At 61.0% G+C, this 22,927-nt stretch carries 23 protein-coding genes and 4 tRNA genes; 14 read left to right on the top strand and 13 right to left on the bottom strand.

What is annotated here, in order from left to right; all coding sequences use genetic code 11:
- Positions 1–165: 165 nt before the first annotated feature.
- A complete protein-coding gene (locus tag C1X29_RS00005; RefSeq protein ID WP_085747737.1) occupies positions 166–588 on the bottom strand; it encodes a pilin in 423 nt (140 codons plus the stop codon).
- A gap of 226 nt (positions 589–814) precedes the next feature.
- Here C1X29_RS00005 and pilB point away from each other — a divergent pair, with 226 nt between their 5' ends.
- From pilB to yacG, 5 genes are read left to right on the top strand one after another with little or no spacing between them, the layout of a single operon-like run.
- The gene (gene pilB / locus C1X29_RS00010) at positions 815–2,515 is read left to right on the top strand and encodes a type IV-A pilus assembly ATPase PilB (protein ID WP_085747736.1); all 1,701 of its coding nucleotides are present in this window, start codon (positions 815–817) and stop codon (positions 2,513–2,515) included.
- A 2-nt stretch (positions 2,516–2,517) separates the two neighbouring features.
- A complete protein-coding gene (locus C1X29_RS00015) occupies positions 2,518–3,735 on the top strand; it encodes a type II secretion system F family protein (RefSeq protein ID WP_085747735.1) in 1,218 nt (405 codons plus the stop codon).
- Between the two features lies 1 nt (position 3,736).
- Complete coding sequence (locus C1X29_RS00020; protein WP_102686305.1) at positions 3,737–4,609, top strand: A24 family peptidase; 873 nt, start codon at positions 3,737–3,739, stop codon at positions 4,607–4,609.
- A complete protein-coding gene (coaE, locus tag C1X29_RS00025) occupies positions 4,606–5,229 on the top strand; it encodes a dephospho-CoA kinase (RefSeq protein ID WP_007959586.1) in 624 nt (207 codons plus the stop codon). Before C1X29_RS00020 ends, coaE begins: the two co-directional genes overlap by 4 nt.
- Complete coding sequence (gene yacG, locus C1X29_RS00030) at positions 5,226–5,426, top strand: DNA gyrase inhibitor YacG (protein ID WP_011335983.1); 201 nt, start codon at positions 5,226–5,228, stop codon at positions 5,424–5,426. The genes coaE and yacG overlap by 4 nt, the downstream gene beginning before the upstream one ends.
- Positions 5,427–5,432: 6 nt before the next feature.
- Here yacG and C1X29_RS00035 read toward each other — a convergent pair whose 3' ends face one another.
- The 3 genes from C1X29_RS00035 to C1X29_RS00045 all read right to left on the bottom strand — a co-directional run bounded on the left by C1X29_RS00035 (position 5,433) and on the right by C1X29_RS00045 (position 6,867).
- A complete protein-coding gene (locus C1X29_RS00035) occupies positions 5,433–5,648 on the bottom strand; it encodes a hypothetical protein (protein ID WP_007959584.1) in 216 nt (71 codons plus the stop codon).
- Positions 5,649–5,713: 65 nt separating this feature from the next.
- Positions 5,714–6,403, bottom strand: a complete 690-nt coding sequence (locus tag C1X29_RS00040; RefSeq protein ID WP_085747732.1) for an energy-coupling factor ABC transporter permease — start codon at positions 6,401–6,403, stop codon at positions 5,714–5,716.
- Positions 6,400–6,867, bottom strand: coding sequence for an FAD/FMN-containing dehydrogenase (locus C1X29_RS00045; RefSeq protein WP_085689765.1), 468 nt, complete (start codon positions 6,865–6,867; stop codon positions 6,400–6,402). The genes C1X29_RS00040 and C1X29_RS00045 overlap by 4 nt, the downstream gene beginning before the upstream one ends.
- 130 nt (positions 6,868–6,997) lie before the next feature.
- On the opposite strand from C1X29_RS00045, the gene C1X29_RS00050 reads away from it, so the two are divergent.
- From C1X29_RS00050 to C1X29_RS00070, 5 genes are all read left to right on the top strand, one after another.
- Positions 6,998–7,624 (top strand): DUF1780 domain-containing protein, encoded by a 627-nt coding sequence (locus C1X29_RS00050; RefSeq protein ID WP_007959580.1) that lies wholly within the window; start codon positions 6,998–7,000, stop codon positions 7,622–7,624.
- Positions 7,621–8,148, top strand: coding sequence for an MOSC domain-containing protein (locus tag C1X29_RS00055; protein WP_102686306.1), 528 nt, complete (start codon positions 7,621–7,623; stop codon positions 8,146–8,148). The genes C1X29_RS00050 and C1X29_RS00055 overlap by 4 nt, the downstream gene beginning before the upstream one ends.
- A 51-nt stretch (positions 8,149–8,199) precedes the next feature.
- On the top strand, positions 8,200–8,373 hold the full coding sequence (locus C1X29_RS00060) for a DUF3094 family protein (protein ID WP_003228304.1): 174 nt from the start codon (positions 8,200–8,202) through the stop codon (positions 8,371–8,373).
- A 63-nt stretch (positions 8,374–8,436) separates the two neighbouring features.
- Positions 8,437–9,735, top strand: coding sequence for an NAD(P)/FAD-dependent oxidoreductase (locus tag C1X29_RS00065; RefSeq protein ID WP_064599500.1), 1,299 nt, complete (start codon positions 8,437–8,439; stop codon positions 9,733–9,735).
- A gap of 211 nt (positions 9,736–9,946) precedes the next feature.
- On the top strand, positions 9,947–10,354 hold the full coding sequence (locus C1X29_RS00070; protein ID WP_007959573.1) for a hypothetical protein: 408 nt from the start codon (positions 9,947–9,949) through the stop codon (positions 10,352–10,354).
- A gap of 71 nt (positions 10,355–10,425) precedes the next feature.
- Here the strand turns inward: C1X29_RS00070 and C1X29_RS00075 are convergent, their stop codons facing one another.
- The 8 genes from C1X29_RS00075 to rluD all read right to left on the bottom strand — a co-directional run bounded on the left by C1X29_RS00075 (position 10,426) and on the right by rluD (position 17,303).
- Positions 10,426–12,051, bottom strand: coding sequence for a methyl-accepting chemotaxis protein (locus C1X29_RS00075; protein ID WP_102716613.1), 1,626 nt, complete (start codon positions 12,049–12,051; stop codon positions 10,426–10,428).
- A 160-nt stretch (positions 12,052–12,211) separates the two neighbouring features.
- Positions 12,212–12,288, bottom strand: a tRNA-Pro gene (locus C1X29_RS00080).
- A 97-nt stretch (positions 12,289–12,385) separates the two neighbouring features.
- Positions 12,386–12,461, bottom strand: a tRNA-Lys gene (locus C1X29_RS00085).
- A gap of 5 nt (positions 12,462–12,466) precedes the next feature.
- Positions 12,467–12,543 (bottom strand) — tRNA-Pro (locus tag C1X29_RS00090).
- Between the two features lie 9 nt (positions 12,544–12,552).
- Positions 12,553–12,628 (bottom strand) — tRNA-Asn (locus C1X29_RS00095).
- 298 nt (positions 12,629–12,926) lie between these two features.
- Positions 12,927–15,491, bottom strand: coding sequence for an ATP-dependent chaperone ClpB (gene clpB / locus C1X29_RS00100; protein WP_102716614.1), 2,565 nt, complete (start codon positions 15,489–15,491; stop codon positions 12,927–12,929).
- A 130-nt stretch (positions 15,492–15,621) separates the two neighbouring features.
- Positions 15,622–16,344, bottom strand: a complete 723-nt coding sequence (gene pgeF, locus C1X29_RS00105; RefSeq protein ID WP_085747729.1) for a peptidoglycan editing factor PgeF — start codon at positions 16,342–16,344, stop codon at positions 15,622–15,624.
- Complete coding sequence (gene rluD, locus C1X29_RS00110; RefSeq protein WP_085747728.1) at positions 16,341–17,303, bottom strand: 23S rRNA pseudouridine(1911/1915/1917) synthase RluD; 963 nt, start codon at positions 17,301–17,303, stop codon at positions 16,341–16,343. The genes pgeF and rluD overlap by 4 nt, the downstream gene beginning before the upstream one ends.
- 152 nt (positions 17,304–17,455) lie before the next feature.
- Between rluD and C1X29_RS00115 the strand changes: the two genes are divergently transcribed.
- The 4 genes from C1X29_RS00115 to C1X29_RS00130 all read left to right on the top strand — a co-directional run bounded on the left by C1X29_RS00115 (position 17,456) and on the right by C1X29_RS00130 (position 21,753).
- Positions 17,456–18,472, top strand: a complete 1,017-nt coding sequence (locus tag C1X29_RS00115; RefSeq protein WP_085747727.1) for an outer membrane protein assembly factor BamD — start codon at positions 17,456–17,458, stop codon at positions 18,470–18,472.
- Positions 18,473–18,597: 125 nt separating this feature from the next.
- Complete coding sequence (locus C1X29_RS00120; RefSeq protein WP_085747726.1) at positions 18,598–18,831, top strand: PP0621 family protein; 234 nt, start codon at positions 18,598–18,600, stop codon at positions 18,829–18,831.
- Positions 18,821–20,410: a PAS domain-containing sensor histidine kinase gene (locus C1X29_RS00125; protein WP_085747725.1), complete on the top strand. Its 1,590-nt coding sequence runs from the start codon at positions 18,821–18,823 to the stop codon at positions 20,408–20,410. Before C1X29_RS00120 ends, C1X29_RS00125 begins: the two co-directional genes overlap by 11 nt.
- On the top strand, positions 20,407–21,753 hold the full coding sequence (locus C1X29_RS00130; RefSeq protein WP_102716615.1) for a sigma-54 dependent transcriptional regulator: 1,347 nt from the start codon (positions 20,407–20,409) through the stop codon (positions 21,751–21,753). The genes C1X29_RS00125 and C1X29_RS00130 overlap by 4 nt, the downstream gene beginning before the upstream one ends.
- Before the next feature lie 59 nt (positions 21,754–21,812).
- Here the strand turns inward: C1X29_RS00130 and thiO are convergent, their stop codons facing one another.
- A complete protein-coding gene (thiO, locus tag C1X29_RS00135; protein ID WP_085747723.1) occupies positions 21,813–22,913 on the bottom strand; it encodes a glycine oxidase ThiO in 1,101 nt (366 codons plus the stop codon).
- Positions 22,914–22,927 lie beyond the last annotated feature (14 nt).

Consider the following 22,927-nt stretch of genomic DNA (forward strand, 5'->3'; position numbering starts at 1 on the left):
ATATTTTCGGAATCATGCAAATTGCATGACCGGTGAAATATTTACATGCAAGTTGCGGCTTTTCGAAAAGTTCCTAAAGCACTGAAATTATTGAACCTTTTGCCAGGTAGTCGACATAACGAAAATGCCCCGCAGAGCGGGGCATCGTTCGGACTTCCAAATGGATCAGGTACCGCTTGCTGTACAGCCTTTAGGGGAGTAGTCCGGCGCAACGGTCGTTGCACACGACCAGCCGTTGGCAGCGGTTCGTGTGAGCGTGATGGTTTTGCCCACCACCGGTGCCGGCGCATTGGCCAGCGTACAAACGATGGTGCCCGCTCCATCTGCAGCTGTCCCCGAGGCGGTCAGTGCACAGTTGGAGGTGGTAGTGCCCGCATCGCCTTTAACGGCAGCCAGCGTGGGGTTCGTCCCTTGATTGATGATGTCTTCGAACGGCACTTTCATCGCCGAGATTTCGGCCAGCCCCGCCGTCACCTTCGACCGCGCCTGATATTTGGAGTACTGCGGCAGCGCCACAGTCGCGAGAATACCGATGATCGCCACAACGATCAGCAGCTCGATCAGAGTGAAACCTTGTTGTTTCTTCATAGACACGCTCCATGCATGAGTCGGAATCTCATGATCTGAACAGGAATCAGCACAGCCCGTGCCAAGCGCTCGCAGCCCCGGCCTGCTGGGCGTGAACCGGACATCGTGCCGATTCCTACAGCCCGTAACCGCACTATCTGACACTTTTTGTCACCTGCACCCCGGGTGTTTGGCGCTGTCACTTGACTAGGCTATAAGTCATGAACGGCAAGCACGTGGAAACCCCATGAATGACATCGCTCTGAGCGGTCTGGCCAAACAACTGGTCCAGGCCGAATTGCTCACGGAAAAGAGTGCCCAGCAGGCCTGGCAGCAGGCGCAGCGCAATCGCCTGTCGCTGGTCAGTTACCTGGTGCAGAACAAACTGGTGAAGAGCTGGCAGGTCGCCGAAATAGCCTCGGAGCATTTCGGCATGGCATTTCTCGACCTCAACTGTCTCGACAAGGAAACCCAGCCCAAGGGCCTGGTCAGTGAAAAACTGGTGCGCCAGCACCACGCCCTGCCCCTCTGGCGGCGCGGCAACAAACTGTTCGTGGGGATTTCCGACCCGAGCAATCACCAGGCGATCAATGACATTCAGTTCAGCACCGGGCTGAGCACCGAAGCCATTCTGGTCGAAGACGACAAACTCACCGACGCCATTGAAAAATTCTTCGACACCCACGCCACCGGCCTGGAGGAGATGGCCGATGTCGACCTCGACGGGCTGGACATCGAGTCGGCCGACGACAGCAGACAGGACACCCTCGGCGGAATCGACGCCGACGACGCTCCGGTGGTGCGCTTCGTGCACAAGATGCTGCTGGACGCGATCAAGAGCGGCTCGTCCGACCTGCACTTCGAGCCTTACGAAAAGAACTACCGGGTGCGGGTGCGCACCGACGGCATTCTGCGGGAGGTGGCCAAGCCGCCGATTCAGCTCGCCGGGCGCATTGCCGCGCGCCTGAAGGTCATGGCCAGCCTCGACATTTCAGAACGGCGCAAACCCCAGGACGGGCGGATCAAGATGCGTCTGTCGAAGAGCAAGTCGATCGATTTTCGGGTCAACACCCTGCCCACGCTCTGGGGCGAGAAAGTGGTGATGCGGATCCTCGACCCCTCCAGCGCCCAGATCGGCATCGATGCCCTCGGCTACGAGCCGGAACAGAAAGACCTGTACATGGCCGCCCTCAAGCAGCCCCAAGGCATGATTCTGGTAACCGGCCCCACGGGGTCCGGCAAAACCGTGTCGCTGTACACCGGGCTGAACATCCTCAATACCGTCGACATCAACATCTCCACCGCCGAAGATCCGGTGGAGATCAACATGGAAGGCATCAACCAGGTCAACGTCAATCCACGCCAAGGGTTGGACTTTGCCCAGGCCCTGCGCTCGTTCCTGCGTCAGGACCCGGACGTGATCATGGTCGGCGAGATCCGCGACCTCGAAACCGCCGAAATCGCGATCAAGGCCGCCCAGACCGGTCACCTCGTGCTGTCCACCCTGCACACCAACAGCGCAGCAGAGACCCTCACCCGCCTGCACAACATGGGCATCCCCGGCTTCAACATCGCGACCTCGGTGAGCCTGATCATTGCCCAGCGTCTGGCGCGAAAACTCTGCAGCCACTGCAAGAAACCCATCGAGATCCCCCGCGAAACCCTGATCAAGGAAGGTTTCCCCGAGGAACGCATCGGCCATTTCACGATCTATGAGCCCGCCGGTTGCGATCACTGCAACGGCGGGTACAAGGGTCGCGTGGGGATTTATGAAGTGGTGAAGAACACCCCCGAACTGCAACGGCTGATCATGGCCGAGGGCAACTCACTGGAAATCGATACCCAGATGCGCCGGGACGGCTTCAACGACCTGCGCACCTCGGGCCTGATCAAGGCCATGCAAGGCATCACCAGCCTTGAAGAAATCAACCGGGTCACCAAGGACTGAACATGGCGGTCAAGGCAGCGAAAATCAGCATCTACGCCTGGGAAGGTACGGACCGCAAAGGCAGCAAGGTGACCGGCGAGTTGAGTGGCCAGAACCCCGCACTGGTCAAGGCCCAGTTGCGCAAGCAAGGCATCAACCCCGGGAAGGTGCGCAAGAAATCCGCCTCGTTGCTGAGCTTCGGCAAGCGCATCAAGGCCCAGGACATTGCCCTGTTCACCCGGCAAATGGCGACCATGATGAAGGCCGGCGTACCGCTGTTGCAGTCGTTCGACATCATTGGCGAAGGCTTCGAGAACCCGGCCATGCGCAAACTGGTCGACGAGGTGAAACAGGAAGTCGCCGCCGGCAACAGCTTCGCCGCCGCGCTGCGCAAGAAGCCTCAGTATTTTGACGAGTTGTACTGCAACCTGGTGGATGCCGGTGAACAGTCCGGCGCGCTCGACACCCTGCTGGAACGGGTCGCGACCTATAAGGAAAAGAGCGAAAGCCTCAAGGCCAAGATCAAGAAGGCCATGACCTACCCGTCGGCCGTGGTGCTGGTGGCGGCGGTGGTTACCGGGATTCTGCTGGTCAAGGTGGTGCCGCAGTTTCAGTCGGTGTTCTCTGGCTTCGGTGCCGAACTGCCAGCCTTTACGTTGATGGTGATCAGCCTGTCCGAATTCATGCAGCAATGGTGGTGGGCGATTCTTGGTCTGCTGGTGGCCGGTTTTTTCGGCACCCGCCATGCCCTGAAAAAATCCCAGGCCATGCGCGACCGGCGTGACGCCTGGTTTCTCAAGCTGCCGCTGGTGGGCACGCTGATGTACAAGTCCGCAGTGGCGCGGTTCGCCCGGACCCTGTCGACCACCTTCGCAGCCGGCGTGCCGTTGGTTGAAGCGCTGGACTCGGTGGCCGGGGCCACCGGCAACGTGGTGTTCAAGCGCGCCGTGCTGCGTATCCGTCAGGACGTTTCCACCGGCATGCAGCTGAATTTCTCGATGCGCTCCACCGGCATCTTCCCGAACATGGCGGTGCAGATGACCGCCATCGGCGAAGAGTCCGGCGCACTGGACGAGATGCTCGACAAGGTCGCGGGTTTCTACGAGGACGAAGTGGACAACATGGTCGACAACCTCACCAGCCTGATGGAGCCGTTCATCATGGTGGTGCTCGGGGTGATCGTCGGCGGTCTGGTGGTGGCGATGTACCTGCCGATCTTCCAACTCGGCTCAGCGATCTGACATGCCTATCGACGAACTCTTCAGTCTCTATCCACTGGCCTTTGTCTTCACCGCCCTGCTGCTGGGGCTGGTGGTCGGCAGTTTCCTCAATGTGTTGATCTGGCGCCTGCCGAAAATGCTCGAGCGTGAATGGCGCCAGCAGGCTCACGATGTTTTGGGGCTGCCCGTTGAAGCGCCGTTGCCCACTTACAACCTGATGCTGCCGCACTCGCAATGCCCGCACTGTGGCCACCGGATCCGCGCGTGGGAAAACATTCCGGTGTTGAGTTACGTGTTCCTGCGCGGGCGCTGCTCAAGTTGCAGCGCCCCGATCAGCAAGCGCTACCCGCTCACCGAACTGGTCTGCGGCCTGCTCTCGGCATTCATTGCCTGGCACCTGGGTTTCGGCTGGCCGGCGTGCCTGCTGATCGTGCTGACCTGGGGCCTGTTGGCCATGAGCCTGATCGACACCGAGCATCAGTTACTGCCCGACGTGCTGGTGCTGCCGCTGCTGTGGCTGGGGCTGATCGTCAACAGCTTCGAGCTGTTCGTAACGCTGCACGACGCCCTGTGGGGCGCGGTGCTGGGTTATATGGCGCTGTGGTCGGTGTTCTGGCTGTTCAAGCTGATCACCGGCAAGGACGGCATCGGTCACGGCGATTTCAAGCTGCTGGCGCTGCTTGGGGCCTGGGGCGGCTGGCAGATTTTGCCGCTGACCATCCTCTTGTCCTCGCTGGTGGGTGCCGTGCTAGGGGTGATTTTGCTCAAGCTGCGGGACCAGAAAACCTCGACGCCGATTCCCTTCGGCCCGTATCTGGCAATTGCCGGCTGGATTGCCTTGCTCTGGGGTGGTCAAATAACCGGCTTCTATTGGCAGTTTGTCGGTTTGAAATGAATACCCCTGTGGAAAAACCCTGGATTCTCGGCCTGACCGGCGGCATCGGCAGCGGCAAAAGCGCTGCCGCCCAGCACTTCATCGATCTTGGCATCCACGTGGTGGACGCCGACCACGCGGCGCGCTGGGTGGTCGAACCGGGCCGTCCGGCGCTGGCGAAGATCGCCGAACACTTCGGCCCCGATGTGTTGCAGGCCGACGGCACGCTGGATCGTGCGGCCCTGCGCAAACTTATCTTTGAGGTGCCGGAGCAACGGCGCTGGCTCGAAGCGCTGCTGCATCCGCTGATCGCCGAGGAAATCGCCCATCATCTGGCGCTGGCACAATCGCCTTACGCGATTCTGGTCTCGCCGCTGCTCATCGAATCAGGGCAATACGCGATGACTCAGCGAATCCTGGTGATCGACGCCCCGCAACAACTGCAGATCGAACGCACCTTGCAGCGTGACCAGACCAGCGAACAGCAGGTTCAGGCGATCCTCAAGGCCCAGTCCAGCCGCGAAGACCGCGTCAGCCGTGCCGACGACGTGGTGGTCAACGATCGCGACCTCGCCTGGCTGCACAGCGAGGTCGAGCGCCTGCATCACTTTTACCTGACTTTATCCGGAGGCCAATCATGAGCCAGACCCCAACCGTCAACTGCCCGACTTGCGGCGCGCCCGTGGAATTCACCCCGGAAAACAAATACCGTCCGTTCTGCTCGGACCGCTGCAAACTGATCGACCTCGGCGCCTGGGCGTCGGAAGAGCACAAGATTCCGGTGGCCCCGGATGCCGAGGACGAACTGTTTTCCGGCGATTTCGACCCGCGTCACTGATCCCGCTCAGGGCCGCATGAAGCCGTAGTCCTGATCGTCGTCGAGGTTTTCCGCCAGAAAACGCAACTCGTCGGCCAGGTCTTCGGCATTGCGCACCGCCTTGCTCTGCTGCACCACCGCACTGAGCAAGGCGCGCAGGCTCAGGCCCGGATCGAATCCCACCTCCTGCGCCATCTCCAGACTCTGCCGGGTTTCCTGCCTCGCCCACTCGTACACGCTCATGCCGCTGCTCCTGAAGGGATTTGGCCGAGCATGAAATGCCGCGCGCAGAGTCGATTTGATGTGGATCAAGACTTGGGATCGTCGTCCTTCCACGGCGCCGAAAGGTAGCGTGTGCGGTTGAAGGTCTCCAGCCATTCCGGGCAGAACACCACCAACGCGCTGACCACCATGCCGTTGATGAAGGCTTCGGGAAAAATCAGCAACCACAGGTAACCGATGAAATCCTCCAGCCATTCCGGCATGGCAAAGAGGCCGTCGTACCAGAGCAACGTCAGACTCAGCGTCAGACACAACAACGCCGATAGCGCGGCGGCGAAAAAACCGGAACAGAAGATGTACACGAACGGATTGCGCGGCTGGGCGCGCTCGACCAGGATTGCCACGCATTCGGTGATCAGCACCGGCAACAGGATCAGCAAGGCGCCATTGACCCCGACGGCCACCAGGTCCTGACGCCCCAACAGCACCAGTCCCAGTTGCGCCACCAGTCCGCCGACGATCGCCAGCGGCCAGTCCAGCAGCAGCGTCACAGCCGTCATGCCGATGAAGTGGTAGGACACGCCGGTGTCGAAATCCCTGCGCACCAGCCACAGCAGAAACAACGCGAATACCGTGCCGAACAGCAAATGCTGACGGCGGTTATCGCTGAACAGCTCGACCCACGGTGCGCGGACAATCGCCCAGAGCAGCACCGGCAGGTAAATCAACCATCCCAGCAGCAGGCTCGCAGACGACAGCAGCTCGGCGCCGATCATGGGCGAGCCTGCTCCAGCGCCTCACGTAGTTCAGCCGCCTGGGTGTATTCGTGCCGGGCCAGCAAACGCCCGTCCTTGAGCTGCAGCCAGAGCACCGCGCCTTCGGCCCCGGGGTAGCGCGAGGCCACGCGACTTTCGCGATCAAGCAACACTCGATAGCTGTAATCACGCATCGCCGGAACGGCGAACATCTTCGCGATCAGCGCCGGCATGCGCTGGATATCGGCGACAAACACCGCGTGCCGCGCCTCCAGATAGCCCTTGGGCTGATCGGCCATGGCTTGCTTGAGCAGTTTCGCACCGTCCATGTCACGCGCCACCAACAGCGTCGTAGTGCGGTCATCGAGAGTAAACGGCTGATCGTACTGGTCCAGCAGCGTCCAGGGTGCCAGTCGCTCACCTATTTCCAGCGCATGGGCCCATAGCGGAACGACAGCGAACAACAACAGCCAGCGAAATTTCACATTCAGCCCCTTTCATTCGACGTTAATACACGGTGCCCTCAGTCTACACCGCCCCTCCCGACTGCCCACTGATGCACTTTGCCGCGCGAACGCTTTCTGCTTGTCGCAATTGAACGCTAAGCTAGGGCCTATGGATGACTCAGATTATTTACGCCTGCTGACCATCGCGGCCGAGCAAGCCAACGCATTCCTGTCCAATGCCCGCAAATGGGAGCGTGAGCGTTGGGTCTGCCAGCGCCTGCTGCAAGGCTTGAACATTCCTTATCGCGCCGACGAATTCGCCCCGGCCGGTGAGCCGCCGGACGTTTTGTTTCGCGACGCCAATTTCGAGGTGTTTTTCGTCCTCGACGAAGGTCGTCGGCTGAACGACGAATGGCGCGATGAGCTGCAACGTCGGCGCAGTGCGTTTTCCCTCAGCCAACTGGTGAGGCGTGAAGCCAAGCCGCGGCGGATTCCGGCCAATGAATTTCTGCTGAGACTGGCGCCGACCTTGCGCAAGAAAGCGCACAACTACAAGGAACGCGGCATGGATCTCGGCGAGCTGGACATCATTGCCTTCGCCAGCCTCAAACGCGAAGTGCTCGACCTCAACAGCCATTTTCCGCCGCCCACCGAATATTTGCGTCAGGGCTGGCGTTCGCTGTCGCTGGTCGGGCCGACCTTTGCCCGGGTGTTGTTCGCCCATCCCGATGCCCCGGATTTTCTGCGCGGCAACCTGGGGCGCAGCATTGTGTTCGATGTCGGGATCAGCCTGTGACGCCACTTCAACAATTGATTGCCGATGTTCCGCAGACCGGATGCGTGCGCTGGATTGGCGTGCGCCCCGAGTCACGGGGGCCGATGCTTGCGCTCGATGCGGTGGAGGCGCGGCTTGAAGCCGGGCTCACTGGCGATCACGCTCGTCCCGGGGTGCGCAATGCGCGGCAGGTGACGCTGATTCAGTGGGAGCATCTGGCCGTGATCAGCGCCCTGATGGGCCGGTCGGCCGAACAACCGGTCACGCCTGAAGATCTGCGGCGCAATCTCGTTATAAGCGGGATCAACCTGTTCAGCCTCAAGGGGCGGCGCTTTCGCATTGGTCAGGCGATTTTCGAAACCACGGGCTGGTGCCAGCCGTGTGCGCGCCTGCAAAACAACCTTGGCCCCGGAACATTCCAGGCCGTGCGCGGGCATGGCGGAATCACCGCGCGAGTGTTACAAAGCGGGATCATTCGCCTCGGGGACAGTGTGTCTGTCGAACCGGTCCCGGACAGTGGCTATGCTGCGTTCAATCCCGGTTGAAAACCGCTGTAGCGTGTTCTCATTCAGTAACGTCTACCTGACGAGGCCTTTATGACCAGCCGCCTGAACCCCGAAGACCAGAAGCATGTCGAAGAGTACCTGCAGTTGTCCCAACACCGTGTCGAGCGCCGGCCATTCCGGCCGTGGATGCTCCTGGTGCTGGTGCTGGCAGTGACTATTGGTCTGGGCCTGTTGAGCCGACTTATCAGTTACCTGACGCTATGAGCTGCATCGCGCTCGCTCGGGTAGCCGTACCGATTTCCTTTCAAAACCTTGCGAGCTATCCCTATGTCCCATCGTATTGTCATTGTCGGCGGCGGCGCCGGCGGTCTGGAGTTGGCTACCCGTCTGGGTAAGACTCTGGGCAAACGCGGCACCGCCAGCATCATGCTGGTTGACGCGAACCTCACGCACATCTGGAAACCGCTGTTGCACGAAGTGGCCGCCGGATCGCTGAACTCTTCCGAAGACGAACTCAACTATGTCGCCCAGGCCAAATGGAACCACTTCGAGTTCCAGCTGGGGCGCATGAGCGGGCTCGATCGTGAGCAGAAGAAGATCCAGCTGGCTGCCACCTACGACGAAAACGGCGTTGAGCTGGTTCCGGCGCGGGAAGTGCCCTATGACTCGCTGGTGATCGCGGTCGGCAGCACCACCAACGATTTCGGCACCCAGGGCGCCGCGCAACACTGCCTGTTCCTCGACACCCGCAAACAGGCCGAGCGCTTCCACCAGCAACTGCTCAATCACTATCTGCGTGCTCACGCCGGGCAGACCGATGTGGTCCAGCAGATCAGCGTGGCCATCGTTGGCGCCGGCGCCACGGGTGTCGAACTGGCGGCCGAGCTGCACAACGCCGCCCATGAACTGGCGGCTTACGGTCTGGACCGAATCAAACCGGAAAACATGCACATCACCCTGATCGAAGCCGGGCCACGGGTGCTGCCAGCCCTGCCTGAGCGCATCAGCGGGCCGGTGCACAAGACTCTGGAGAAACTCGGGGTCAACGTGATGACCAACGCGTCGGTCAGTCAGGTCACCGCCGACAGCCTGATCACCGCCGATGGCAACGAGATCAAGGCCAGTCTGAAAGTCTGGGCCGCCGGGATCCGCGCACCGGGTTTCCTCAAGGACATCGACGGTCTGGAAACCAACCGCATCAATCAGCTGCAAGTGCTGCCGACGCTGCAGACCACCCGCGACGAAAACATTTTCGCCTTCGGTGACTGCGCCGCCTGCCCGCAACCGGGCTCGGATCGCAACGTTCCACCTCGGGCCCAGGCCGCGCATCAACAGGCCTCGCTGCTGGCCAAGTCGCTGAAACTGCGCATCGAAGGCAAGACCCTGCCGGAGTACAAGTACACCGACTACGGCTCGCTGATTTCGCTGTCGCGTTTTTCGGCGGTGGGTAACCTGATGGGCAACCTGACCGGCAGCGTGATGCTTGAGGGCTGGCTGGCGCGGATGTTTTACGTGTCGCTGTACCGCATGCACCAGATGGCGCTGTACGGGCCGTTCCGCACGGCGATGCTGATGCTGGGCAGCAAGATCGGACGCGGCACCGAGCCACGCCTGAAGCTGCACTGATGTAATAACACCGTGGGGGCGGGCTCGCCCTCACGGTGTTTTGTCTTCTACTGTATCTGCCCCCTGCTTTCCCCACCTTCGCTTACAAACGTCCCGCTCCTCGACACAGACGCGATACACCGCCACCGCTTAATGGCCACACCCGAGCACAACTGCTCCGGCTTGATCGCCCTTAACGTGTGGTTGCGCAGTGCAACCGAAGGAGAATGCAATGTCCCGTACTTCGAAAATCGGCAAAAACTCCCTTGGCCTGGTCGGTGCCGTACTGGCCGGCGGCCTGATGCTGTCCGGCTCGGTGTTCGCCGCGCAACCGCTGGCCCAGGGCTACATGGTTGCCTCGGCTGAAACCTCGGTGAAAACCCCGGAAGGCAAATGCGGTGAAGGCAAATGCGGCGATGCGTCGATGGCCAAGACCGACACCGATGGCGACGGCAAGGTCTCGCGCGCCGAGTTCCTGAAGGTCGCGCCGAAGTCCGACTTCGACAAGATCGACACCAACCACGACGGCTTCATCGACGAGCAAGAGGCGTACAACAACGTCAAGGCCAATTTCGAAGCCAATGGCAAGAAAATGCCGAAAGGCCTGTTCGAACACCTGAAAGACCAGGATGGTGCCTGATTTTCAGCCTGCCCGACAAAACAAGCCGCGCGATCTCTGACGAGAAGCGCGGCTTTTTCACGCCTGCACGATTACAGCTGGAAGCGTCGCACCATGCCCTGCAAGGCGTTGGCCAGTCGCGATAGTTCATGGCTGGATGCGTTGGTTTGATCGGCACCCGCCGCCGAGCGCACCGACAGATCGCGAATGTTCACCAGATTGCGATCCACTTCCCGCGCCACCTGCGCCTGCTCTTCGGCGGCGCTGGCGATTACCAGATTGCGTTCGTGGATTTCGTGGACCGAGGCTGTGATCGTCTGCAACGCTTCACCGGCCCGCTCGGCCAGCACCAGGGTGGTGGCCGCCCGCGAGGCGCTGGCCTGCATCGACTCCAGCGCCAGGCTCGAACCGTTGCGCATGCCCTGCACCATCTGCTCGATTTCCTGGGTCGATTGCTGCGTGCGATAAGCCAGCGCCCGGACTTCATCGGCAACTACCGCAAATCCGCGCCCGCTCTCCCCGGCCCTCGCCGCTTCGATGGCTGCGTTGAGCGCCAGCAGGTTGGTCTGTTCGGCGATCGCTCGGATCACGTCCAGCACTTTGCCGATGTTTTGCGACTGATTGGCCAGTGATTGCACCAGCTCGCCGGTGTGCTCGACTTCGCTGGCCAGGGCGTTGATAGCGCCGGCGGTTTCGCTGACCCGTTCCTGGCCCAACTGTGCCGACTCGCTGGACTGGCGGGTAGCGTCGGACGTCGACACCGCATTGCGGGCAACTTCCTCGACCGCCGTGGTCATCTCGTTGACGGCGGTGGCGGCCTGTTCGATCTCGTTGTTCTGCTGTTGCAGCCCTTGCGTGCTGTCGTGGGTGACTGCGCTCAGTTCGTCGGAAGCGGTCGCCAGTTGCGTGGCCGAGCCACTGATGCCCTGCAGGGTTTCGCGCAGGTTCTGCTGCATGGTCGCCAACGCCTTGAGCAAGCGGCTGACTTCATCATTGCCGTGGGTTTCGATCGGACGGGTCAGATCGCCTCTGGCAACGTGCTCGGCAGCGTCGACGGCGACGCTCAAGGGGCGAACGATGCTACGGGTCAGCAACATGGCCAGGGCCACGGTTGCCAACGCCGCCAGAGCGATGAACAAGGTCACGATGGTGCGCGAGGTTTCGTAGTGGGCGGCAGAGTTCTGGCTTTCGGCGGCGACCTGGCGGGCGAACAGATCGGCCAGATCGTTGAGTTGCTTACCGGAGCCGTCGACCACGGTTTTCATGTCGACCAGCAGCAGCTTGGTCAGCTCATCGCGCTTGCCTTGCTCGGCGAGGGTGAACGACTGGGCGATGCCGGTGCGGTAGGCAGCGAAGGTTTTCTTGAACTGATCGTACAACTGCTGCCCTTCCGGGGTGGTCACCAGCCGGTCGTAGGCGGCGATTTTCTCGCTCAGTTCCCTGTCGCGGGTGTCCATCTGACCGCGGTAGGTGGCGATGTTGGCCGGATCCTGATCCAGCGCCATGCGCAGGGAAATGGTGCGAATGCGCAGCATGATCTCGCGAATCTCGTCGCCACCACGAATGCTCGGCAGCCACTGCGTCTCCACTGCCACTTCGCTGTCGCGGATGCTCGACATCTGCCCCAGCGCAAACACCCCGAGCAACGCCACGAGTACCGCAATCAGGGCAAAGCCCAGGGCGGCACGGGGAGCAATATTCAACTGACGAAGCAACATGACGAACGCCCTTTTTCTTGTATTGGCAGAATTCAGGGGCGTTTGATGCGGCAGGCCCCTTTCGTTAGCGGGCTATCGGCAAGTTGTATGACGACTTGAATGAAACATTTCCGCAGGGCAAAAAAAATCCCCGTATCTTTCGATACGAGGATTTTTAATATGGTCGGGGTAGGGGGATTCGAACTCCCGACATCCTGCTCCCAAAGCAGGCGCGCTACCGGACTGCGCTATACCCCGGTAAAAAAAAGGCGACCTTTCAAAGATCGCCTTCTTCGATCAGCGCTTTTGGCCTCTGATCTTAAGATTCGATCCCAGTGTTACCTGGTTTCAAAAATGGTGGGTCGTGTGGGATTCGAACCTACGACCAATTGGTTAAAAGCCAACTGCTCTACCAACTGAGCTAACGACCCAAAAATGGTCGGGGTAAGGGGATTCGAACTCCTGACATCCTGCTCCCAAAGCAGGCGCGCTACCGGACTGCGCTATACCCCGGTTTGAAATTGGCTCCGTGACCAGGACTCGAACCTGGGACCCAATGATTAACAGTCATTTGCTCTACCGACTGAGCTATCACGGAACTACATATTTCAATTTACAACGGTGAAACTTGCAGCTTCTCGACATCGTTTTCGCATCGCTGCGTTCGTGTGTCTGAGGCGCGCTATTCTACAACCTAGAACACCTCTGTCAACCCCCTAAATTGCTTTCAAGTTAATGATTTGCAACTTATTTCAGATTTCTGCCCAGTGAGCTGAAACCGTGTTGGTGACTGACTGCGGGGCGCACTTTACAAGCCTTTTCCTTTGAGTTCAACAGCCTGGCGAAAAAAAAGGCCTCGCATTGCGAGGCCTTGATTACTTCACCACCGTCGAGCGTCAGTTGAACGTGATCTCGTCGTTCTCCACCACACCGGTCGCAGTCTCGCCCGGCATGAAGCGTCCCGACAGGATCAACTGCGCCAACGGGTTCTCGATCCAGCGCTGGATCGCCCGCTTCAGCGGCCGTGCGCCGTAGACCGGGTCGTAACCGACGGCAATCAGCTTGTCCATCGCTTCCGGGCTCAGTTCCAGCTTCAGCTCGCGCTCGGCCAGACGGCTGCGCAGACGGCCCAGCTGGATCTCGGTAATGCCCGCGATCTGATCCCGCGCCAATGGCTCGAAGATCACCACTTCGTCGACCCGGTTGATGAACTCCGGACGGAAGTGGGTGGAAATCGCATCCATCACCGCTGCCCGTTGCGCTTCACGATCACCGACCAGTTCCTGGATCTGCATCGAACCGAGGTTGGAGGTCATGACGATCACGGTATTGCGGAAGTCCACCGTGCGGCCATGACTGTCGGTCAGACGGCCATCCTCCAACACTTGCAGCAGGATGTTGAACACGTCCGGGTGCGCCTTCTCGACTTCGTCCAGCAGGATCACCGAGTAAGGCTTGCGCCGTACCGCTTCGGTCAGGTAACCGCCCTCTTCGTAGCCCACATAGCCCGGTGGTGCACCGATCAGCCGTGCCACGGAATGTTTCTCCATGAACTCGGACATGTCGATCCGCACCATCGCCTCTTCCGTATCAAAGAGGAATTCGGCCAGCGCCTTGCACAGCTCGGTTTTACCGACACCGGTCGGGCCGAGGAACATGAACGAGCCGCTCGGGCGATTCGGATCGGACAACCCGGCACGGGAACGCCGCACCGCGTTGGCCACGGCAACCACTGCTTCGTCCTGACCGATCACGCGTTGATGCAACAGGCTTTCCATCTTCATCAGCTTGTCGCGCTCGCCTTCGAGCATTTTCGACACCGGAATACCGGTCCACTTCGAAACGACTTCGGCGATTTCCTCTTCGGTCACCTTGCTGCGCAGCAACTGGTTTTCGCTCTTGCCGTGCTGGTCGACCATTTGCAGGCTGCGTTCCAGATCCGGGATCACCCCGTACTGCAACTCGGCCATGCGGTTCAGGTCGCCTTTACGGCGCGCGGCTTCCAGTTCCTGACGGGACTGTTCGATCTTCTGCTGAATCTGTGCAGAACCCTGCACCTCGGCTTTTTCCGAGTTCCAGATTTCTTCCAGATCCGAATACTCACGCTCGTGGCGGACGATTTCTTCCTGGAGTTTTTCCAGGCGCTTGATCGCCGCTTCGTCGCTTTCTTTCTTCAGTGCCTGGGATTCGACTTTCAGTTGAATCAGGCGCCGCTCCAGACGATCCAGCACTTCCGGCTTGGAGTCGATCTCCATGCGGATGCGGCTGGCCGCCTCGTCGATCAGGTCGATCGCCTTGTCCGGCAGTTGCCGGTCAGTGATGTAGCGATGGCTGAGCTTGGCTGCCGCGATGATCGCGCCGTCGGTGATCGCCACCTTGTGGTGAACCTCGTAACGCTCCTTGAGGCCACGCAGGATCGCGATGGTGTCTTCTTCGCTCGGCTCGTCCACCAACACTTTCTGGAAGCGCCGCTCGAGGGCCGCATCCTTCTCTATATATTGGCGGTACTCGTTGAGCGTGGTCGCGCCGACGCAGTGCAGCTCACCACGGGCCAGGGCCGGTTTAAGCATGTTGCCGGCGTCCATCGAGCCTTCGCCCTTGCCGGCGCCGACCATGGTGTGCAGTTCGTCGATGAACAGAATGATCTGCCCTTCCTGCTTCGACAGCTCGTTGAGCAGCGCTTTCAGGCGCTCTTCGAACTCGCCGCGATACTTGGCGCCGGCAATCAGCGCACCCATATCGAGAGACAGCAGGCGTTTGCCACGCAGGCCGTCCGGCACTTCGCCGTTGATGATGCGCTGGGCCAGCCCTTCGGCAATCGCGGTTTTACCCACGCCAGGCTCGCCGATCAGCACCGGGTTGTTCTTGGTGCGGCGTTGCAGAACCTGAATGGTGCGACGGATCTCGTCGTCACGGCCGATCACCGGGTCAAGCTTGCCTTCTTCGGCGCGCTTGGTCAGGTCGACGGTGTATTTATCCAGCGCCTGACGCGACTCTTCGTGGTTGGCATCATTCACCGCCTCGCCACCGCGCAGGTTGTTGATCGCATTCTCCAGCGCCTTTTTGCTCACGCCCTGGCCGAGCAGCAACTTGCCGAGCTTGCTGTTCTCGTCCATCGCGGCGAGCAGCACCAGCTCGCTGGAAATGAACTGGTCGCCCTTCTGCTGGGCCAGACGGTCGGCCTGATTGAGCAGACGCGCCAGATCCTGCGACATGTTCACGTCGCCGGTCGGGTTCTGGATTTTCGGTAATTGATCGAGCTCTTTGGTCAGCTCTTTACGCAAGCTGTTGACGTCGAAGCCCACCTGCATCAACAGGGGTTTGATCGAACCACCCTGTTGTTCAAGCATGGCTTGCATCAAATGCGCCGGCTCGATGGCAGGATGATCGTGGCCGACAGCCAGGGATTGGGCATCGGACAACGCCAACTGCAATTTGCTGGTTAAACGGTCTATACGCATGGGTCACCTTCCTTTTGAGCAGGCCGGACCTAAAAAACCATCCTGAATAAAGAAACCTGCCAGATACCGCTATAGATGCGGTCGATTCTGGAAGATTCAAGCGTCAGGGAGTTGATGCAGATCAGAGAGTTTAGCGGGTAAGCCAGACTAAAGAGGCGAAGCGACCAGTGCGAGGCGCACGGCGATAGGAAAAGAAGCGCGGATCGGTCACTGTACAGAAACCGCCACCATAAACAGCGGTGACACCGCGGACCGCCAGACGCAGCCGCGCCAGCTTATAGATGTCAGCCATGAACTTGCCGGCGTTGTGGCTCGGGACAAAGGCTGTCTCGGCTTCGGGCAATTGATTGATGAAGACTTCCCGGACTTCCGGGCCGACTTCAAAGGCTTGCGGGCCGATGGCCGGGCCGAGCCAGACCAGAACGTCTTCGGCGGGCACGTCCAGACTGTCGAGGGTGGCCTCCAGCACGCCGGCCGCCAATCCACGCCAACCGGCATGAGCCGCCGCGACGCGAGTACCGGCACGGTCGCAGAACAGCGCCGGCAGGCAGTCGGCGGTCATCGCCGCACAGGCGATACCGGGTGTTGCCGTCCAGCTGGCATCCGCCGTGGCCACCACGGACGGATCAGCATGCGCCACGGCAATCCCGTGCACTTGCTGCAACCAGGCAGGCTTTATAGAGAAGTGTTCGGTCAGGCGCCGACGGTTTTCGACGACGGCCTCGGGACGGTCATCGACATGATCGCCCAGGTTGAGGCTGTCGAACGGCGCCTCGCTGACGCCGCCCTCGCGAGTGGTGACACAGGCCTTGACGCTGGCCGGCGCGGGCCAGTCCGGCGTCAGCCAGTTCATCCGATGAATGCCTCGCGGTCCTGCTTGAGCAGGGTCAGCAGCCACACCAGATCTTCCGGCAGCGGCGATTCCCAGCTCATGCGCTCACCGGTGGTCGGGTGATCCAGCTCAAGGAACCGCGCGTGCAGGGCCTGACGCGGGAAGTGCTTGAGGGATTCGACCATGGTCTGGCTCGCGGCCGGCGGAATGCGGAAACGACCGCCGTACGCCGGGTCGCCGACCAACGGGAAGTTGATGTGCGCCATGTGCACGCGAATCTGGTGAGTACGACCGGTTTCCAGCTTCACCCGTACGTGGGTGTGGGAACGGAAGCGCTCCAGCACGCGGTAGTGGCTGACGGCCGGCTTGCCGCCTTCCATCACCGCCATGCGCTGGCGCTGCTGGCCGTGACGACCGATCGGGGCGTTGATCTTGCCGCCGGCGGTCACCACGCCGATCACGATGCACTCGTAGATCCGGCTGACGCTGCGGCTTTGCAGCTGCGCGACCAGTTTGGTCTGCGCCTGAATGGTCTTGGCCACCACCATCAGACCGGTGGTGTCCTTGTCCAGACGATGCACGATACCGGCGCGCGGGACATTGATGATGTCCGGAACGTGGTGCAGCAAGGCGTTGAGCAAGGTGCCATCAGCGTGACCGGCAGCCGGGTGCACCACCAGGCCCGCAGGCTTGTTGATCACCAGAATGTCGTCGTCTTCATAGACGATGTCGAGTTCGATGTCCTGAGCGACCCATTCACCCTGGGCCTCCTGCTCGGCAGTCAGCTCAAGGATGGCACCGCCATGAACGATGTCGCGCGGGCGGATGACCGCCCCGTCCACAGTCAGGCGACCTTCTTTGATCCAGGCGGAAAGGCGCGAGCGCGAGTGCTCGGCGAAGAGTTGGGCGGCGACTTGATCGAGGCGTTGGCCGCCCAATTCGGACGGCACCTCTGCGCGAAGTTCAATTTTATCGGACATGCTCGGACTGGGCGTCGGCTACAGCCTTTGGTTTCGGCTGCGCGCTTGTGGTTAAATACGGCGTCTTTTGCCCCGGGGCTTTTCAACGGGGCGCTCATCATAACAGGACGGCCCCGCCCAAGACAGCGGCCGTCATAGGGACGCAAGCCGCCATGCAAGTGAAACACCTGCTGCTGATCGCCATCCTCGCATTGACCGCTGCTTGCTCATCGAAGGAAGTCGTAGACGAAAACCTGAGTGAAGCCGAGCTGTACCAGCAGGCTCAACAGGACCTGGACAACAACAGCTACACCAGCGCCACAGCCAAGCTGAAGGCTCTGGAGTCGCGTTATCCGTTCGGTCGCTACGCCGATCAGGCACAGCTGGAACTGATCTACGCCAACTACAAGAACTCGGAGCCGGAAGCTGCAAAGTCCGCCGCCGAGCGCTTCATTCGTCTGCATCCGCAGCACCCGAACGTGGACTACGCCTACTACTTGAAGGGCCTGACCTCGTTCGACCAGGACGTCGGCCTGCTGGCGCGCTTCCTGCCGCTGGACATGACCAAGCGTGACCCGGGCGCCGCCCGCGACTCCTACAACGAGTTCGCCCAGCTGACCAGCCGCTACCCGAACAGCCGCTACTCGCCGGACGCCAAGCAGCGCATGATCTACCTGCGCAACCTGCTGGCTTCCTACGAAATCCACGTGGCCGACTACTACCTGACCCGTCAGGCCTATGTCGCCGCTGCCAACCGTGGCCGTTACGTAGTGGAAAACTTCCAGGAGACCCCATCGGTCGGCGACGGCCTGGCGGTAATGACCGAAGCCTACCAGCGTCTGCATCTGGACGAACTGGCGGCCACCAGCCTGGAAACCCTGAAGCTCAACTACCCGAACCACCCGAGCCTGCAGGACGGTCAGTTCGTGCCTCGCGTTGCCGAAGCCGACAACCGTTCGTTCCTGAGCAAGGCCACTCTGGGCCTGATCGAATCCCGTCCGCCGCTGCCGCCGGGAGAGACCCGCGCCAACCAGGACGTGCAGAAGCAGTTCCAGGACGCGAAAGACGCGATCCCGAACGAGCTCAAGCCAAAAGACGAAAACGGCGACGTGATCGAAGAGCCGGAACCGGAGTCGAGCGACAGCGACCGTTCCATCTTCAGCTACATGACCTTCGGTCTGTTCGACTGATCACTTCGGTGATGCCAAAAAGGGAGATCTTCGGATCTCCCTTTTTATTGCGGCGTGTGATTGGGCTGTGCGCTTGTCGGGTCCTTGGCTAAACTGCCGAATCATTAGCCGAAAAGCCGCCCATCATGCTTCGTTTACTGTTCTGGATTGCCTTGATCGCCGCTGCTGTCTGGTTGTGGCGCAAATTCAAGGCCCCCGCCTCGTCCGCCCGACCGCCTCGCGAACAGGATGCCGCACCGATGGTGCGCTGCGCCCACTGCGGCGTGCACCTGCCCCGCGACCGCGCGCTGAACCTTCAACAACAGTGGTATTGCAGCCAGGCTCACCTTGAGCAAGGCCCCGGTTCCAGTGATCGCTGAGGCCGAAAACGCCGACAGCAAACAGGCCCAGCGACTGCTGCGCCTCTATCATCTGTACCGTTTGAGTGTCGGCATCACCTTGGTGTTGCTGATCTCCAGCAACATGGACAACCGCCTGCTGACCTCGGCCAACGACGAGTTGCTGCGCAATGGCAGCTGGTTGTACCTGGTGCTGAACATCCTGCTGGTGGTGTTTCTCGAGAACATCCGCCGCCCAGCCCAGTTGTTCGCTCTGGCACTGGTCGACATTCTGCTGCTGTGCGGCGTGTTCTACGCAGCGGGCGGTGTGGCCAGTGCGATCGGCAACTTGCTGATCGTTTCGGTGGCCATCAGCAACACCTTGCTGCGACGACGCATCGGCCTGCTGATCGCCGCCGTCGCCACCCTCGGCATCGTCGGGCTCAGCTTTCTGCTGAGTTTCAGCCATCCCCTGAGCGCCAACGACTATCTGCAGGCCGGCACCCTCGGCGCCTTGTGCTTTGCCGCCTCGCTGCTGGTGCAAGGGTTGATCCGTCGTCTCGAAGTCAGTGAGAACCTGGCCGAGTTGCGCGCCAGCGAGGTCGTGGGGCTCGAAGCCCTCAACGCGCTGATCCTGCAACGCATGCGCACCGGCATTCTGGTGCTCGACGAACAGCGCCGGGTGCAACTGGCCAACCACAGCGCCAAGGCCCTGCTGGGACAAACGCACCTTGAAGGCGACTTGATCGACGACCACTCGAGCGCATTGGTCGAACGCCTGCAACTGTGGCTGAACAACCCGACCCTGCGCCCGCAAAGCCTGAAAATCGCCGGCAACGGCCTGGAGCTGCAGCCGAGCTTCATCGCCCTGGAACAGAGCCCGAATCGCCAGACCCTGGTGTTTCTCGAAGACCTCGCCCAGATCGCCCAGCAGGCCCAGCAATTGAAACTGGCCGCGCTGGGCCGGCTGACCGCCGGTATCGCCCATGAAATCCGCAATCCGCTGGGGGCCATCAGTCATGCCGCGCAGCTGTTGCAGGAATCCGAGGAACTCGACGGCGCGGATCGGCGTCTGACGCAGATCATTCAAGACCACTCCCTGCGCATGAACCGAGTCATCGAAAACGTCCTGCAACTGTCCCGCCGCCAGCAGAGCGCGCCGCAACGGCTGGATCTCAAACCGTGGCTGGAGCAGTTCGTCAGCGAGAGCCGCGAACAGGCCGGCGAGCGCCAGCACATTCATCTGCACATCGGCCCGGGGGATTTCCGCACGTTGATGGATCCCGGCCAGCTCACGCAGATTCTCGACAATCTGTTACGCAACGGCTGGCGCCACAGCGCCCTTTTGCACGATCCGGCCGAGGTCTGGCTGACGCTGTCCATCGACCCCGAGAGCACGCTGGCCGTGCTCGAAGTGCAGGACAACGGCCCCGGCGTGCCGCTGGATCAGCAGGCTCACCTGTTCGAACCGTTCTTTACCACCAGCAGCCAGGGCACCGGCCTTGGGCTTTATCTGTCCCGTGAGCTGTGCGAAAGCAATCAAGCGCGCCTAGACTTCAAATCACGCCAAGGCGGCGGCTGCTTTCGCATCACCTTTGCTCACGGACGGAAACAAAGTTGAACACGAGCCCACGGCAAAAAATCCTCATCGTCGACGACGAACCGGATATCCGCGAACTCCTGGAAATCACCCTGGGACGGATGAAACTCGACACCTTCAGCGCACGCAATCTCGCAGAAGCCCAGGCGCTGCTGCACCGCGAAACCTTCGATCTGTGCCTGACCGACATGCGCCTGCCCGACGGCACCGGCCTGGAACTGGTGCAGCACATTCAGCAACGTTATCCACAACTGCCGGTGGCAATGATCACCGCCTACGGCAGCCTGGAAACGGCGATCAACGCCCTGAAAGCCGGGGCTTTCGACTTCCTGACCAAACCGGTGGACCTGACACGCCTGCGCGAGCTGGTCGGCTCGGCATTGCGCATGCCGGCGCCGGGCAATGTCTGCACTTCGATCGACCGGCGGTTGCTCGGCGACTCACCACCGATGCGCAATCTGCGCAAACAGATCGACAAACTGGCCCGCAGTCAGGCGCCGGTCTACATCAGCGGCGAGTCCGGCAGTGGCAAGGAGCTGGTGGCCCGATTGATTCATGAGCAGGGCCCGCGCGCCAGCCAGCCATTTGTGCCGGTGAACTGCGGGGCGATTCCGTCTGAGTTGATGGAAAGCGAGTTCTTCGGCCACCGCAAAGGCAGTTTCAGCGGCGCGGTGGAGGATAAACCGGGGCTGTTTCAGGCGGCCCATGGCGGCACGCTGTTTCTCGATGAAGTGGCGGACCTGCCGCTGCCGATGCAGGTCAAGCTGCTGCGGGCGATCCAGGAAAAAGCCGTGCGCAGCGTCGGCGGCCAACAGGAAACCGTGGTCGATGTGCGCATCCTCTGCGCAACGCACAAGGACCTCGACGCGGAAGTGTCTGCCGAGCGTTTTCGTCAGGATCTGTATTACCGGCTCAACGTGATCGAACTGCGTGTGCCGTCCCTGCGCGAACGTCGCGAGGACATCGAAGCACTGGCCGTCCATATGCTCAAGCGCCTGGCCAATGGCACCGGGCAACCGGCTGCACGTCTTCATCCTCATGCCCTAGAGGCGCTGAAAAACTACCGTTTTCCGGGCAACGTGCGGGAGCTGGAGAACGTGCTTGAGCGGGCGCACACCCTGTGTGAAAACCGCACGATCGAGGCCGAGGATTTACGCCTGAGTGAAGGAAACGCCGCCGCTGAAGGTGGTATTGCCGATCTCACGCAAATCGACAACCTGGAAGACTATCTGGAGAGCGTCGAACGCAAACTGATTCTGCAGGCGCTGGAGGAGACTCGCTGGAATCGCACGGCGGCAGCGCAGCGGTTGAGTCTTTCGTTTCGGTCGATGCGCTACAGGCTGAAGAAGCTGGGTCTGGATTAACGCCTCTTTCGCGGGCTTGCCCGCGAAAGCGATTTGTCAGTCGCCGAAAGAAAAACTGACTAGATCCGTCCGGCCGGTGCATACGGCGCCGGATCAATGATCGGCGCACGCCCCAGCATCACATCGGCAAACAACTGACAGGATGCAGGCGCCAGCACCAGCCCGTTGCGGTAATGCCCGCAGTTCAGCCACAGACCGTCAAAACCCGGAACCCGGCCAATGTAAGGAATGCCTTCGGGCGAGCCCGGCCGCAGCCCGGCCCAGTGCCCCACCACTTCGGCATCGGCCAGCGCCGGCAACAGTTCGACCGCCGATGCCTTGAGGCTTTCCAGCGCATTGTCCGTCGGGGTTTTGTCGAAGCCTTCGTGCTCCAGCGTACTGCCGATGAGAATATGCCCGTCGCGGCGCGGAATCGCGTAGCGCCCCTTGGCCAGCACCATGCTCGGCAGGAAATCCGCCGCGCACTTGTAGAGAATCATCTGGCCCTTCACCGGCTCCACCGGTAGGGAAAGATTCAGAGTCTTGAGTAATTCGCCGCTCCACGCGCCTGCGGTCAAAACGACCTGATCGCCAGCGATCACACCCGTGGAAGTCTGCACGCCTACCACCCGCTCGCCATCACGGACAAACCCGCTGACTTCACACTGCTCGTGAATCGTCACGTTCGGCAGCGCCTGCAACGCCGCTTTCAAAGACTTCACCAGCCGCGGATTGCGCACGTTGGCTACGTCGGCCATGTAGATCGCCCGGGAAAAACCGCCACCGAGCACCGGCACCGCATCATGCGCCGCCGAGATATCCACAGCCCGCAGTGGGCGGTTTTCCCTTTTGGCCCACGCCAGCGCTTCAGATTCGTCATCCAAGTCCAGCCAGTACAGGCCGGTGGTGTGCACTTCGGGATCGACCCCGGTATCGGCAAAAAGGCGTTCGCCCAGTTGTGGATAAAAATCCTGCGACCAGTGCGCCAGCGCGGTGACGGCCGGGCTGTAGCGCCACGGGTACAGCGGAGAGACGATACCGCCGCCGGCCCAGGACGATTCCTGGCCGACGTTCGAACGATCCAGCAGCACCACGCTGCCGACCTCGGAGGCGAGGTTGTACGCGGTGAGCAGGCCAATCACTCCGCCACCGACAATCACCACTTGCTGTTGCCTGGTCATGTTTGATCCAACCG

It is taken from the genome of Pseudomonas sp. GW456-12-10-14-LB2 (assembly GCF_002884345.1).
Lineage (GTDB): Bacteria > Pseudomonadota > Gammaproteobacteria > Pseudomonadales > Pseudomonadaceae > Aquipseudomonas > Aquipseudomonas paraglycinae.